Source organism: Streptomyces sp. NPDC044061, assembly GCF_056434305.1.
Map to the genome: position 1 here is coordinate 45,363 of NZ_JBWKFL010000045.1, position 14,088 is coordinate 59,450.

The 14,088-nt window shown below is 68.0% G+C and carries 12 protein-coding genes and 2 pseudogenes; 7 read left to right on the plus strand and 7 right to left on the minus strand.

What is annotated here, in order from left to right; all coding sequences use genetic code 11:
• Positions 1–117 precede the first annotated feature (117 nt).
• Complete coding sequence (locus AC07CM_RS41620; protein WP_478881744.1) at positions 118–837, minus strand: hypothetical protein; 720 nt, start codon at positions 835–837, stop codon at positions 118–120.
• Between the two features lie 78 nt (positions 838–915).
• Here AC07CM_RS41620 and AC07CM_RS41625 point away from each other — a divergent pair, with 78 nt between their 5' ends.
• Positions 916–1,665 carry an ABC transporter ATP-binding protein gene (locus tag AC07CM_RS41625; RefSeq protein ID WP_478881745.1) on the plus strand — a complete coding sequence of 250 codons (750 nt, stop codon included), beginning with the start codon at positions 916–918 and terminating at the stop codon, positions 1,663–1,665.
• 237 nt (positions 1,666–1,902) lie between these two features.
• Here AC07CM_RS41625 and AC07CM_RS41630 read toward each other — a convergent pair whose 3' ends face one another.
• Positions 1,903–2,775: an IS3 family transposase gene (locus AC07CM_RS41630; protein ID WP_478881746.1), complete on the minus strand. Its 873-nt coding sequence runs from the start codon at positions 2,773–2,775 to the stop codon at positions 1,903–1,905.
• On the minus strand, positions 2,772–3,080 hold the full coding sequence (locus AC07CM_RS41635) for an IS3 family transposase (RefSeq protein WP_053743648.1): 309 nt from the start codon (positions 3,078–3,080) through the stop codon (positions 2,772–2,774). Before AC07CM_RS41635 ends, AC07CM_RS41630 begins: the two co-directional genes overlap by 4 nt.
• 161 nt (positions 3,081–3,241) lie before the next feature.
• On the opposite strand from AC07CM_RS41635, the gene AC07CM_RS41640 reads away from it, so the two are divergent.
• The 6 genes and pseudogenes from AC07CM_RS41640 (at position 3,242) to metK (ending at position 9,020) form a co-directional block, all read left to right on the plus strand.
• Positions 3,242–4,027 carry an ATP-binding cassette domain-containing protein gene (locus tag AC07CM_RS41640; RefSeq protein ID WP_478881752.1) on the plus strand — a complete coding sequence of 262 codons (786 nt, stop codon included), beginning with the start codon at positions 3,242–3,244 and terminating at the stop codon, positions 4,025–4,027.
• A gap of 199 nt (positions 4,028–4,226) precedes the next feature.
• A pseudogene (locus AC07CM_RS41645) lies at positions 4,227–4,805 on the plus strand (ABC transporter substrate-binding protein); the annotation flags it as partial.
• Positions 4,757–5,662, plus strand: coding sequence for an ABC transporter substrate-binding protein (locus AC07CM_RS41650; protein WP_478881753.1), 906 nt, complete (start codon positions 4,757–4,759; stop codon positions 5,660–5,662). The pseudogene AC07CM_RS41645 and the gene AC07CM_RS41650, both read left to right, overlap by 49 nt.
• On the plus strand, positions 5,659–6,678 hold the full coding sequence (locus AC07CM_RS41655) for an LLM class F420-dependent oxidoreductase (RefSeq protein WP_478881747.1): 1,020 nt from the start codon (positions 5,659–5,661) through the stop codon (positions 6,676–6,678). Before AC07CM_RS41650 ends, AC07CM_RS41655 begins: the two co-directional genes overlap by 4 nt.
• A 19-nt stretch (positions 6,679–6,697) precedes the next feature.
• Positions 6,698–7,801, plus strand: coding sequence for an LLM class flavin-dependent oxidoreductase (locus AC07CM_RS41660; protein ID WP_478881748.1), 1,104 nt, complete (start codon positions 6,698–6,700; stop codon positions 7,799–7,801).
• A 28-nt stretch (positions 7,802–7,829) separates the two neighbouring features.
• The gene (metK, locus tag AC07CM_RS41665; RefSeq protein WP_478881749.1) at positions 7,830–9,020 is read left to right on the plus strand and encodes a methionine adenosyltransferase; all 1,191 of its coding nucleotides are present in this window, start codon (positions 7,830–7,832) and stop codon (positions 9,018–9,020) included.
• 386 nt (positions 9,021–9,406) lie between these two features.
• Here metK and AC07CM_RS41670 read toward each other — a convergent pair whose 3' ends face one another.
• The 4 genes and pseudogenes from AC07CM_RS41670 to AC07CM_RS41685 form a co-directional block, all read right to left on the minus strand.
• Entirely contained in the window at positions 9,407–9,808 is a 402-nt protein-coding gene (locus AC07CM_RS41670; RefSeq protein WP_478881754.1) for a DUF6009 family protein, read from the minus strand.
• A 12-nt stretch (positions 9,809–9,820) separates the two neighbouring features.
• Positions 9,821–11,319: pseudogene (locus tag AC07CM_RS41675) on the minus strand (DNA primase family protein); the annotation flags it as partial.
• A gap of 1,051 nt (positions 11,320–12,370) precedes the next feature.
• Positions 12,371–13,561, minus strand: a complete 1,191-nt coding sequence (locus AC07CM_RS41680) for an IS110 family RNA-guided transposase (protein ID WP_478881750.1) — start codon at positions 13,559–13,561, stop codon at positions 12,371–12,373.
• 74 nt (positions 13,562–13,635) lie between these two features.
• Positions 13,636–14,082, minus strand: a complete 447-nt coding sequence (locus tag AC07CM_RS41685; protein WP_478881755.1) for a zinc ribbon domain-containing protein — start codon at positions 14,080–14,082, stop codon at positions 13,636–13,638.
• Between the last annotated feature and the right edge of the window lie 6 nt (positions 14,083–14,088).

The following is a 14,088-nucleotide window of genomic DNA, read 5'->3' on the forward strand; positions in this document are numbered from 1 at the left end:
CCTGGCGTACGCCAGTAGACACCGGCGTGGGAAGCTGCGATCCCGCAGTTACCGCTCTATCTGGTGTAGTTGCGGCGCGGATTTGAGCGGGTGCCGTGGTTGCCCTCACCGTGATGGCTAGTGGCCGGCAGCTCTGGTCAGACCGATCCTCCTACCTCCAAGAGATCGTCTGTTCTTCAGAGTGGAGCTCTCCATCCTCAGTCCATCGGTGAGTAACGGTCCCCTGAGGTGCGGGGTGCCCATGGCGAGTGCTACCAGGAAGTCGACGTGAGCTTTAGGCGGGATGCGGCCGGCAGTTAGGGGGCTGAGTGCCACAGGCCTGTTCCCCTCCCCAACAGGCTTGACTTCCAGGACGACGTCTTCTGCGGCTGCATCCCCCAGATTCTCAACATGGAGGCGCTCCTTGGTCCGTCGCATCTTGAGGCGACCACTCCTGTCCTGCCTAGGCTCCGTGTCGAACAGGTAGCTGGACCGCAGTACGGCGCCGGAGCGCGACGAGGAAGCATCATCTTCGCCCACATCGCCGATCTTGTATGCGTCGCGCTCCAAGCACGTCCGCACCTTGGCGGTGAGGTCGTCAGGGGACACGTAGCTGCCAGTCAGTCCGTGTTCCTGTAGCTCCTTGAGGAAAGCGTTCAGTGCCTTGAGCTGCTCCGGATCGTGGTCGCGGGGGATTGGTGCGTCGGAGAAGAAGACGTGCACAGCGGCACCACGATCGCGGGCTCGGAGAATCTCCTCAGCTGTACCCGAGGCTGCACGCTTCGTGGCCTGGCCGAGGCGGCTATTAAAAACGGCGATGACGATATCGGCCGCATCGGCGAATTGCTCGTTGATCACCTCCTGTGCATCTTGCTGCCCCACGAGCGGTACAGCGCCCATCTCCCAACGCAGGGGCAGGAGGCGAACCCTTTGGACGTGGAGGACCTGACCGTGACCCACGGCGACGTGCGGGCCGTGGACGGGGTGTCCCTGACGGTGCACCCCGGCGAGGTCTTGGTCCTGCTGGGGGAATCCGGCAGCGGCAAGTCCACCCTCGCCCGCACCGTCCTCGGCCTGCCCGGCCGCACCGCACGGGTGAGCGGCAGCGTGCGCCTGTCAGGCACCGACCTGCGCACCCTCAGTGAACGCGCCCTGACCGACATCCGGGGACTGCGCATCGGGTACGTCCCCCAGGACCCGGAAGCCGGACTCGACCCTCTGCGCCGCGTCGGCGCCCAGCTCGTCGAGGTGCTGCTGCGCCACCGCGCCGTCACAGGCCGCCGCGCAGCCCGACAGGCCGTGCGCGGCCACCTCGAGGCGGCCGGCCTCACCGACCCCGACCGCGCGGCCCGCAGTTACCCTCACGAACTCTCCGGCGGGCAGCGGCAGCGCGCCGTCATCGCGCTCGCTCTCGCCTGCGCACCCGGTCTGCTGATCGCCGACGAGCCCACCACGGCACTGGACGCCCTGATCCGCACCCGCGTCCTGAACCTGCTCACCGAACGTGGCGCGTCCCTCCTCCTGGTCACCCACGATATCGCCGTCGCCCGCCGCATCGGCCACCGCGTGGCGGTGATGCGAGCGGGCCAGATCGTCGAGTCCGGCCCCGTAGGACGACTGCTGACCGCCCCGGAACACCCTTACGCCGCCGCACTGGTGGCCGCCCAGCCAGGAGTGCCGCAATGAGCCGCGACGACCTCGCCAGCGCGTCGCGGGATGCGAGCGCCGTGGGGCCAGGGACACGAGGACCGACCCGCCGCGCGCCGAGGGCGATCGGGATGAAAGCGCCACCACGAACGCAGCTCACACAGACGCTGCGAGGGCCCCTTCGATCGACAGCTCCGTTCCGCCGACCACTGACACAGAAACCTCCTCAGCCAAGCTGAGCTTGTTCCACTTTGACGGACACCATCGGTGTGGTGGTCAGGCTGCGAGTGCGGTCTCGTATTCGGCGGGACTGCGATAGCCGATGCTGCTGTGCAGACGGTGCAAGTTGTACCAGCCCTCGATGAAGTCGAAGATCGCGGTGCGGGCGGCGGCCCGGCTGGGCCAGGAGATGGTGTCGAGCAACTCCCTCTTGATGGTGGCGAAGAACGACTCGGCGAGTGCGTTGTCCCAGCACTGGCCGGTGCGGCCGACCGACAGACGCACCCCCAACTGGTCCGCCAGCGCGGCGAATTGCTGGCTGGTGTACTGACAGCCACGATCCGAGTGAAAGATCACCGGCCGGGTGGGACGGCGCTTGCGGCAGGCGGCCGTGAGGGCATCGGCGACCAGATCGGTCCGCAGGTGGTCGGCCGTCGCCCAGCCGACCACGCGACGGGAGGCGATGTCGATGACGGTGGCCAGATAGAGCCAGCCCTCTTCCGTGGCGATGTAGGTGATGTCACCGCACCAGCGGGCATCCAGCGAGCTGGCGTCGGGCTGGAAGTCCCGGACGATGAGATCGGGCCGCAGGGCAGCCCGCGGATCGGGGACCGTGGTCAAGTGCCGTCGCCTGCGATGCCGGCCCTGCAGTCCGGCTGCCCGCATCAACCGGGCGACGCGTCGGCGGCCGCATCCGGCGCCTGCCCGCTTGAGGGCGGCGTGGACGCGCGGGGCGCCGTAAGTTCCACGCGATCTCGTATGGACGTCAGCGATCTGTTGCGCCAGCTCGGCGTCACGGACCGCCCGAGGGCCGGGCTTGCCGGTGCGGCGGGCATAGAAGGCGGTCCGGGAGACCTTCAGCAGCTCACACGCTCGTTTGATGCTGTGACCTGCACGCTTCTCCGCCTCGATGAACGGGTGCACCGTCACCGGGTCTCCTTCGCGAAGAAAGCCGTGGCCCGCTTGAGGATGTCAACGTCCTCACGCAGACGGCGATTCTCCCGCCGCAGTGCGGCCAGCTCCTCGCGTTCGCTGCTGGTCAGGCCGTCCCGCTCGCCCGCGTCGACCTCGGCCTGCTTCACCCAGTCACGCACCGCGGTCTCGGTCAGATCGAAGTCCTTGGCGATCTGACCGACCGAGCGGTCACCGCGTCGGCACAGCTCGACGATCTCCGCCTTGAACTCCGGCGTGAACGAACGACGAGGGCGAGGCTTCTTCTTCCCCATGCTCTCCATGATGGACATCCTCCCGGGGCAGAACCCCTGATCTCGGATGTCCGCCAAAGCGGATCAAGCCCAAGCACGAGACCATCGCGCGGCCTCGGGGCGCCAGGACTGGCGTAGGCGGCAATGGCGGCACCCGGCAGACCACCGCGCTTCTCCGTCTCGACCACGTCATCAAGCGCTATCGGCGTGCACCCCTCGCCCTCGACAGGGTCTCCCTTGAGGTGGCGCCCGGTGAGACGGTGGCATTGGTCGGTGAGTCGGGGTCCGGCAAGTCGACCCTCGCCCGGCTGGCTCTCGGGCTGCTTGCCCCGGACGCCGGAACCGTCCGGTTCGACGGACACGACCCCTACCAGCTACACGGAGCCGCCGGACGACGCATCCGGGCCCGGCTCCAGTTCGTGCCGCAACAGCCGCGCGCCTCACTGAACCCCGCACTTCGGGCCGGGGAGGCAGTCGCGTTCCCCCTGCGCGTGCACGGCACACCCCGCCGGGACCGCTCCGCCATCATCGCCGAGCTCTTCTGCAAGGTCGGCCTGGACCCGGACCTTGCTCGCCGATACCCACGCGAGCTGTCCGGCGGGCAAGTGCAGCGCGTCGCCATCGCCCGTGCCCTGGCGACCGGCCCCGACCTGATCGTGTGCGACGAGCCGACCTCGGCCCTGGACACCACCGTGCAGGCCCAAGTCCTCGACCTGCTTGCCGAACTCCAGGAACGCCTCGGCCTCGCCTACCTGTTCATTTCCCACGACCTGGCCGTCGTACGCCGTCTCGCCCACCGAGTCGTGGTCCTGCGCCGTGGACGGGTGGTAGAGGAGCGCGCCACACAGGCACTGTGGTCCGCTCCCCGCCACCCCTACACCCGCGCCCTGCTCGCCGCCGACGGCGCCACCCCAGAGCCCCCCACGCCGACACAGACCGGTGATCCGGAGTCCGTCGGCGAACCGTCCGCCCCTTGAGTGACGACGAGGAACAATGACGCACCACCACACCCCATCCGACCTGCAACGGCGCACCGGACTTGCCACCGTGCTGCTCCTCGCCCTGGCCGCGGCCGGGTGCGGCACCGGCTCGGCCGCCAACGACGCGTCGGGCGGCAACAAGACCGGCGGCACCCTCGTCATCGGCGCTACGGACAAACTACCCAACCCCGACACGATGATCGGCGGCGCCGGCTTCGAGGGCAAGCGGCTCGTGAGCTTCCAGCTCTACGAGGGCCTGACCCGCTACGACCTGTCCAAGAGCGACGGCCCATCCGAAATCACCAGGGCTCTGGCCACCTCCTGGACCGTCGCCCAGGACCGCAAGACCTGGACGTTCACCCTGCGCAAGCACGTCAAGTTCCAGGACGGCACCGCCTTCAACGCCGACTCGGTCGTCTTCAACCTCGACCGCTACCTGAACAAGAAAAGCCCCTACTACACAGATGCCCTAGGCGCCGCGGCGAGCGAATACGCCGGCGACATCACGAAATACACGAAACTCTCCAGCGACCAGATCCAACTGGTCACCAAGGGGCCCAACGGGCACTTCCCGCAAGACCTCGCCCACGTCCTGATCGCCAGCCCGACCGCGGTCCGCAAGACCGGCTCAGCGAACTTCTCCGAACACCCAGTCGGCACTGGCCCCTTCCGCTTCGTCCGACAAAAGGCCGGCGAACAGATCGAGCTCGCACGATTCAACGACTACTGGCGCGGAGCGCCCAAGCTCGACAAACTGGTCGTGAAGGCACTACCCGACGCCGCCGCGCGCACCGCCGCCCTGCGCTCCGGCTCGGTCAACTGGATCGAATACCCCAACCCCGACGACATCCAAGCCTCAAGGCCGACGGCGCCAAGATCGTCACCAACAGCTACGACCACCTCTGGTATTGGATCCTCGACACCTCCGCCAAGCCCTGGAACGACCCGCGCGTGCGCCGGGCCGCCAACTACGCCATCGACCGCGAGGCCATCGCCGAGAACCTCCTGCACGGCACCGCAGACCCCGCCCACCAGGCCGCCCCCCACGGCACCTTCGCCTATGACCCCACCAACGACACCTACGGGCACAACCCCGCCAAGGCGCGCAAACTGCTCGCCGAGGCCGGCTACCCGAACGGCTTCACCACCTCCGTCACTATCCCCACCGGTGGCTCCGGCAACCTCATCCCAGTCCCCATCACCGAGGCCCTGCAGCGTGACCTCGCCGCCGTCGGCATCAAGGTGGAGATCCGCACCACCGACTGGTCGACTCTGATCGGCGCGGAAGCCAAGGGCCAAGTGGCCCGCGGCTCGCAGGCCATCGCCCAGTCCACCACCCTCTTCCAATCGGAAGCACTGCTGCCGCTGTTCATCGGCACCGGCAGCCCCTTCTGGACCGGCCACTACAGCAACCCCAAGGTCGACAAGCTCCTCGCCGCAGCCGGCGCGGACGTCGACCGCACCGCCCGCGAAGCCGCCTACAAGCAGGCGCTGAAGCTCGTCACCGCAGACGCTCCCTGGCTGCTCGTCGTCAACGACCGCAACCCCAGGGCGCTCTCACCAAAGGTGCACGGCCTAGTACAGCCCCAGTCCTGGTTCCTCGACCTCACGACCGTATCGGTGACCCGATGACCCTCTCCCACACTCCCACCCCCGACCTGCCGCCGAAGTGGGGCATCACCCTGCCACTGCCCGGCCTGACCATCGACCGGCACCGATTCCTCATCGAGCGGCTGCCCGACCTCGGCTACACCGACGTCTGGAGCGCCGAAGGCGGTGGCACCGACGCCTTCACCCCCCTCGCGACCGCCGCCGCCTGGTCACCCACCCTGCGGATCGCCACCGGCATCGTCCCCGTTCACACGCGCGGCCCGGCCGTACTCGCCCAGACCGCCGCCACACTCGCCCAACTCGCCCCAGGCAGACTGCTGCTGGGCCTCGGCGCCTCCGTACCCGCACATGTCACAGACATCAACGGAATCCCGTTCGACGAACCCTACAAACGCACCCGGGACGTCCTGCGGTTCGTCACCCGCGCACTGCGCGGCGAACACATCGCAGGCGACTTCGACACCTTCTCCATCACCGGCTACCGCCTGCCGCACCCACCCGTCGCCCCCGTCAAGGTGATCCTCGGCGCGCTGCGCCCCGGCATGCTCCGTCTGGCCTTCCGCGAGGGCGACGGAGCCATCACCAACCTGCTCTTCCCACACGACGTCCCCAAGATCCTCGACGCCGTCGGCCCACAGCCGCCAGGCAAAGAACTCGTCGTGAAAGTGTTCGTCTGCCCCACCGAAGACACCGACTACGCCCACCAGGCCACACGCCCGTTCCTCGCCTGGATCCTCAACCGCGAACCCTACCGAAAATTCCACGAGTGGCTCGGCCACAGCGAACTGCTGCGGGAGTCGCACGAACTGTGGGCCCACGGCGACGTCGACGGCGCACAGAAGGCACTCCCCGACGAGGTCGTCGACGGCCTGTTCATCAGCGGCTCACCCGAAGAGTGCCGCGAACGCATCCTGCAATACCACCGGCCGGGCGTGACCACGATCCAGCTCTACGTGTCCCTACCCCCCGAAGTGTTCACCAGCCGGGCCAAGGTCCTCGACACCCTGGCTCGGCTCGGCCCTGCCGCCACACACTGACTTAAGGAGGCACGCGCCCATGGAGCTCGACCTACGCGGCGGCGTCCGAGCCGCACCCGTACCGGGCGCGACGCCCGAGGAACGTCAGGCCCTGCGCTTCGCCCCCGACCCTCGGGACCGCGACGCAGACCCGGCGTTCGTGGCCCGCAGCGCCCGGGAGAACGAGGAGGACGGGCTCGACAGCGCCCTCGTCGTGCAGTCGAGCTCCTGGCCCGACCCGTGGCTGATCGCCTCCTGGGCGCTGGCGGCCACCAGCAGGCTCCGCGTCGCCGTCGCCCACCGGGCCGGCGTCACCGCGCCCACCGTCGCCGCCCGCTCCCTGGCCACCCTGGATCGCCTCTCTGGCGGCAGGGCCGCCGCTCATGTCATCGTGGGCTCCAGCGACGCCGACATGGCACGCGACGGCGACACCCTCGGCAAGGCGGACCGCTACCGCCGCGCCGGGGAGTATTTAGACGTCTTCCGCCGAACCCTGACCGAAAAGCAGGACTTCGACCATCACGGCGAGTTCTACACCGTGCGCGGTGCCCGCGCGGGCCTGTTCCCCCAGCCCCGCTCCGAGCTGCTGTCCTTCGGCGGCTCCTCACCCGAGGGCGTGACACTTGCCGGCCAGTACGCCGACGTGTTTGCGGTGTCGCCCCTGCCCATCAGCGCCACCCGCCGGCAGATCGCACGGGCCCGCGCCGCAGCCGCGGCACACGGCCGGTACCTCAGAATCTGGCGGCACATCACCGTCATCACCGCCCCCACCGACGAACAGGCGGAGCAGCGCGCCCGGAGCATCCGCGAGGACGCCCTGCGGCTGACCTCCGGCCCCGACGCCTCCCGCTGGCTGGACGCCGTACAGTTCGACCGGGACCGCGAACGCGGCCGCGCCGACGGCCCCCACCCGCTCTCCGCCTACATCGCCCGCTCCATGGCCAGCGCGTTCATCGGCTCCCCCGAGACCGTCGCCGCCCGCATCGGATGGCTGCGCGCGGCCGGCGTGAGCATCGTCCAGCTCGACATGCCGCTGGAGACCGAACAGGACCGGGAACTGCGCCGGGCCCTCGTTGCCCGGCTACGCGCAGCCTACCTCCCGTCCCCGCCCCGCAACGCTGCCCACGTCCGCCGCGGCTGGTGAACCCATCCACCCACACCCCGGAGTTGCCATGTCAACCCGCCTGTTCACCTCAGAATCCGTTACCGAGGGACACCCCGACAAGATCGCCGACCTGATCAGCGATACCATCCTCGACGCCCTGCTCAAGGACGACCCCAACTCCCGCGCCGCCGTCGAGACCCTGATCACCACCGGCCTCGTCCACATCGCCGGGGAGGTGAGCACCAAAGCGTACGCCCCGATCGCGCAGCTGGTCCGCGACGCCATCGTCGACCTCGGCTACGACTCCTCGACCAAGGGCTTCGATGGTGCCTCCTGCGGGGTGACCGTGTCCATCGGCACGCAGTCCCCCGACATCGCACAGGGCGTCGAAACGGCGTACGAGTCGCGTCTCGGCGACGAGAACGACGAACTGGGCCGCCAGGGCGCCGGCGACCAGGGCCTGATGTTCGGCTACGCCAGCGATGAAACCCCCGAACTCATGCCCCTACCCATCATCCTGGCCCACCGGCTGGCCCAGCGCCTCGCCACCGTCCGCAAGAACGGCACCCTCCCCTACCTGCGCCCCGACGGCAAGACCCAGGTGACCATCGCCTACGACGACGACCGCGCAGTCCGTCTCGACACGGTCGTCGTCTCCGCCCAGCACGCCAAGGGCATCGACCTCGAAACCCAGCTCGGCCCAGACATTCGCCAGCACGTCGTCGAACCGGAGCTGGCCTCGCTCGACTTGGACGTCTCCGGCTACCGGCTGTTCGTCAATCCAACGGGCCGCTTCGAAATCGGCGGCCCCATGGGGGACGCCGGGCTCACCGGCCGCAAAATCATCATCGACACCTACGGCGGTATGGGCCGCCACGGCGGGGGCGCGTTCTCCGGCAAGGACCCCTCGAAGGTGGACCGCAGCGCCGCCTACGCAATGCGCTGGGTGGCGAAGAACGTCGTGGCCGCTGGACTCGCCTCCCGCGCCGAGGTCCAGGTTGCCTACGCCATCGGCAAGGCAGAGCCAGTGGGCCTGTTCGTGGAGACATTTGGCACGCACCAGGTGCCGGTCGAGCGGATCCAGTCGGCCATCACCTCCGCCTTCGACCTCCGACCGGCTGCCATCATCCGCGATTTGGACCTGCTGCGCCCGATCTACGCCCAGACCGCCGTCTACGGCCACTTCGGCCGCGAACTGCCCGACTTCACTTGGGAACGCACCAACCGGGTCGAGCAGTTGCGGGCGATCGTGGCCTGACAAGGCTGGTGGCGGCCGCGACTGAGATGAAGTTGCCCTTGCCAAGATGCCCGCAAACGGGGTGTTTGCGTAGAACGTCGGCCACCGGACCGGGAGCGTTCTTGCTGACCACCGCCCTGCATCTCGCCCTGCGCGCGAGATGCAGGGCGGTGCGCTGCAGTGCTCGGAAGGCGTTCCCGCCGGCGGCCACCCGCCACCTCGATGCCCTCCGGCCCGTCCTCGCCGAATACCCCGCCCCACACCGTGTTGTCCAGGTCGGGGACAGCACCTTGGGGGCACGGCCGGTGAGATGGCGGGTCAGATGGCTGACCTCCGGGCGGACGACGCCAGCAGCTCCGCCGTGAACGGCGCCCCCGTGTACGCCGCCGCCTGGGGCACGCCTTCGGCTACAGGGGCAGCGTGATGCCGAGTTCCTGCATGGCGGTGGAGGGTGGTCCGCCTTCCGATCGCTCGGTTTTGTAGCCTTTGACGCGGGGTTCAAGGGTGCGGGGGTCGACGGCTTCGGCGGGGGCGCTTTGGGAGTAGAGGCCGTCGGGTTCGCTGTCGCGGTCGTGGGGCAGGAGCCAGAAGACGCGTCGGCGGAAGGTGCCCGAGGCCCGTGAGGGTTTGGCGGCAGGGTCGAGGAGGGCGTAGCCGATCATGCGGCCGTCGCGGTGGTAGGCCGGTTTGCCTTTGCGGGTGGGGAGGCGGTCCAGGCTCTGGCGGACGTAGTCGAGGTGGTCGATGTCCTCCAGCCATACCAGTTCGCTTTCGTGGCTGATCTCGTCCGCGCCGATCAGGGAACTCATGTGTGTGTCCCTTTCGTCGTCGGTGAGTAGTCCGATGCCCGGGTAGTGCTTACGCTGGTTGGACAGGATCATCTCCTTGGGCGAGACCAGTCCGACCATTTCCCGGGTGCGGGAGGCGAACGCCCGGGAAGTCATGGCGGTTGCTCCTTCATTCTGGCACCACGTCTTGTAGGCGGCGTAGAGCGCGGTCTGTTCAGCGCGTAGCGCGGGGTCCAGGCGGCAGCATTCCTCGTAGAACCGGCCGGTGTGGTCCTCGGTCTCGGCGTACGCGGTGGTGGCGATGCGGACGCGCTCGGAGCCGGTCAGGTCGCGCTCGCCCGCCAGATAGCGGCGTGCGCCGTCGATCAGCCACCTGAGAATCCCGGAACCCTCCTCGGTGACAAGCATGTCGGCCAGGTTGTCATGCGGCTGTCGGGAACCACACTCTCAAAAGGAATCAGCCGCATGCGCCGCCAGAACGCGAAACCACCGGTACCCACTTCCGGACGATGGTTGCCCAGCAGCCATAGCTTGTGGGTGGGTTGAAAGCTGAAGAAATCCTGCCGCATGCGGCGGGCCTTGATCCGTTCGCCGCCGGTCAGAAGCTTGACGCGCGCCTCGTCGAACTTGTCCCCAGGCTTGACCTCGGAACAGACAATGACACGCCGACCGTGCAGCTCGGCCAGATCGGTGGGATGACCCTCATAGGGCTTGGCCATCAAAAAGCCCGGCGGGGCGGCATCCGCATAGTCACCCAGAACCTTCATCAGCACGTCCATCAGCACGGACTTACCGTTCTTCCCAGCACCGAACAGGAAAGGCAGGACCTGGCCGCCAACATCACCAGTGATCGAATACCCGAGCAGCAGGTGCAGGTAGGAGATCATCTCTTGGGCTTCGGCGTTATCACCGAAGGTGTCGGCCAGGAAACGATCCCACCGTGGGGTCAGCATGGACTGCGGGCCGACGCTGGTGGAACGGGAATGGAAGTCCTTGTTCGGATCGGGAGTCTTCAGCAGACCGGTACGCAGATCGACGATCCCGTTCGGCGTGCACAGAGCATAGGGGTCAGCATCCAGACGGGCAGCACTCAGGACCATACCGGGAGCGGCCTTCGCCTGGGACAGCATGGCATTCATGCCCGTGGTGGACAGCGCTCGACGGCGGTGCTGCTGCAGCGCGGTGGTGGTGAAGACGCCGCGAGGGTCGTGGGCGGCGATGTTCTCGGCGAGATCGCCGGCCGCCCACAGCACGGTGTCGTCCTCGTCGACCTGCCAGCGTGTGGTGTCCCACCGGTACCAGCCGATACCGGGGACGTGCCGGTAATCGTTGCAGTAGAGCCTCACGAACAGCTTGGCATTACCCCGGTCGGAGAGGGTGTCGGGCAGCAGCCCATGGGCCGTCGCCTCGCCAGCGGGACGCTCTGAGGCGGCCTGAGCAGGCGAGTGCGGAATCGCATGGTGATCACGGATCTGAGCCGCGACAGCCTGCGGATCAAACTCGAACAGCGCTTCTGGGCGAGGCGGCGTCACGGGCGCCTCCCGGCCACGCGCATAGGCCTCTTCAAGCACGCGGCAAGACCGCTACGGACAACTTGCTCCATCCTGGTCTCCCGACCCGGACGAGCCTCGACCGCAGCCTCCCTCGCAGCCTGTTCAGCCTCTACCTGAGGAAGACGGCCGGCAGCGATCGGGCCTGCGAGGGTGTACGCAGCACGCACGCGGGTGGACGGGCCAGCGGCGGCTGGCGCGCTGCCGGGCAGTGGCCAGCGACTGAGGGACGGTGCCTGATGCTCAGGGGTTCGGTCGCGCGGACTCGCTACGAAAATACCGCAGGTTTGCGGGCAAATAGTTTCCTTCATCAGCGACTGAAGGGACTCAACAAGCAGCGAGGTGCGCATCACTGTAATGCGCGTCCCGCGGCACCGTACGGTAACCATGATCTCCGCGAACTTGACCAGGCGGTCGAGGAGCCGGTTCTTCCGTCGGCATCCGTGTAGGAGGCCTGGCGGCCGAGCCTGAATTGATGATGGTGCCGGCCATCCTCGAACTGGTGGTGTGTGGCGGCCGGTGACGCTGCGCAGTTGATGGAGGCGCTTAGTACGGCCTGCCCGGGAGTACCGGCCACCGTCATGGGGTCGGACGGATGCCAGCACGGTCGTAGGTCGTACTGGTGATTGCGATGCCCCTCACCAGCGATCGAAGCGACTCAACAGCGGACATAAGATTAGCTAAGGCTCCGGCCGTTGGGAACTCCCAGGTGAACATCCATAGCTCCCGGTCAACGATGGGACGCCACCCGACAGATGCTGCGCGACGCGCTGGACGAGTGCGACGGCATTACTGAGCATTGTTCGCGTTGCCTCTCCCGGATGAGAACGACCTTGGCGGCTGACGCGAGCCAGCTGGGGCTGCAGCGGGAGCGGCGCAAGGCACGCCGGCGTTTGAGGGTGAAGGCGCCCCGCTCGACCGGGCAGCGCAGCCGGGAGGGACTGCTCCCCCCTCATCAATGAGAGGGCTTCTCGCTACGCCTGTGTGGCTTCGCGAAGGGCCAGCCCGGTCCGTAGATTCCTAATGCGGTCTGTCAAGCCGCGGCGGCTGTCGGTGGCGTGGGCTCGTAGCGCCGTCCGTCGTGTAGGAGGGCCCAGAGGACGTTGACGCGACGCCACGCGAGGGCGAGGACGGCTTGGGTGTGGTGTTTACCTTCGGCGCGTTTGCGGTCGTAGAACCGGCGGGATTCCTCGGACCGGCGGATGCTGAACAGCGCGGAGGTGAAGAGGACGCGCTGGAGCCGTCGGTTGTAGCGTTGCGGTCGTCGCAGGTTGCCGCTGATCTTGCCGGAGTCACGGGGCACCGGCGCGACACCGCCGAAGCCGGCGAGACGGTCGGGGGTGCCGAAGATGGTCATGTCGTCACCTGTGGCGGCCAGGAACTCTGCGCCGAGGATGATGCCCAGGCCGGGCATGCTGGTGATCACCTCGAAGTGCCGGTGGTCGCGAAACCGGGCCTCGATGAGCTTGTCGAGCTCGGCGACCTGCTCGTTGAGGACCAGCGCCTCCGTCGCCAGCCTGTGCACCATCTGCGCGGTCAGCTTCTCCCCGGGCAGGCTGGTGTGCTGGCGTTCGGCGGCCTCGACCGCGGTCTCGGCAAGCTGATCGGCCCGGAGTACCTTGCGGTTACTCAGCCAGGCCTCCAGCCGCTTGGCGCCGAGCCGGCGGATGATCGCGGGGGCTTGGTAGCCGGTCAGCAGGATCAGCGGGCCCTTGTTGGTGAGGTCCAGGGCCCGTTCCAGGCCGGGGAAGATACCAGTCAGCTGGGCCCGGAGCCGGTTGACGGTGCGAGTGCGGTCGGCGACCAGGTCCATGCGTCGGCCGGTGAGGATTTTGAGGTCGGTGACGGTTTCATCGCTGGCGCGTAAGGGGTTCAGGTCGCGGCGGATGCGAACCTGGTCGGCGATGACCGGGGCGTCCTTGGCATCGGTCTTGCCCTCGCCGCGGTAGCTCTCGCAGGCGCGGTGGATGGCCCGGCCGGAGATGTAGTTCACCGGCTGGTCGTGGTTGAGGAGGATCGTGATGGCCAGGGCGGCTCCGCCGTCGGCCAGGTCGATGCCCCAGGTCACCTCGTTGCCCAGAGCCACGACGTCGTTGAGGAGTTCGAGCAGTTCGGGCTCGTCGTTGGCGACGCGCCGGGACAGCAGCCGCCAGCCACTGTCGTCGATCGCAACGCAGTGGTGATGCGTCTTGCCTGCGTCGATGCCGGCCCAGATCGCGGCCATGTGGTGCCTCTGTGCGGTGAGTGTGCTGGGCGCCTCCCGACGGACGACCTCGCTGTCGATTCCCTACGGAGCGATCATTCGCAATTCCTAATTGGCAGCCGAGTCGTCGTGGGGCGTCGGGCGGCCAATCTACGGAAGCCACAGGCGGCAGAACGTTCAAAGCCACACCCGACGCCCCTGGGTGGGCCAAGCATACGAAGGGCTCGCCCTGTCCCGCAGACAATGTAGGGAACGTTCAGGGCGCCCACCGTGTCTGCGTGTGCGGTGTGGCCGCACGAGACGCAGTGGAACTTCTCCTGGGTGGGCCGGTTCGCCTTGGCGGTGTGCCCACACTCAGGGCACCGCCGGGAGGTGCCGAAGACCAGCCGGACGGACCGGTCGAAGACCGGTCCGTCCCGGCCGCGAACCGTTCCCTCCCCAGTACGGCCCACCGGCCGTGCCGGCCAGCGTCCGGAGGGACACGCACCAACGGACCGGACCCGGCTGCCCCGCGCAGCCCACCGGCACCAGGACGTGACCACGATCAG

Excerpts from the sequence above, each read along its gene's own strand:
- AC07CM_RS41635 (WP_053743648.1), bottom strand. The coding sequence starts at position 3,080 with ATGGAGAGCATGGGGAAGAAGAAGCCTCGCCCTCGTCGTTCGTTCACG.
- AC07CM_RS41655 (WP_478881747.1), top strand. The coding sequence starts at position 5,659 with ATGACCCTCTCCCACACTCCCACCCCCGACCTGCCGCCGAAGTGGGGC.
- AC07CM_RS41660 (WP_478881748.1), top strand. The coding sequence starts at position 6,698 with ATGGAGCTCGACCTACGCGGCGGCGTCCGAGCCGCACCCGTACCGGGC.
- metK (WP_478881749.1), top strand. The coding sequence starts at position 7,830 with ATGTCAACCCGCCTGTTCACCTCAGAATCCGTTACCGAGGGACACCCC.
- AC07CM_RS41670 (WP_478881754.1), bottom strand. The coding sequence starts at position 9,808 with ATGAGTTCCCTGATCGGCGCGGACGAGATCAGCCACGAAAGCGAACTG.
- AC07CM_RS41680 (WP_478881750.1), bottom strand. The coding sequence starts at position 13,561 with ATGGCCGCGATCTGGGCCGGCATCGACGCAGGCAAGACGCATCACCAC.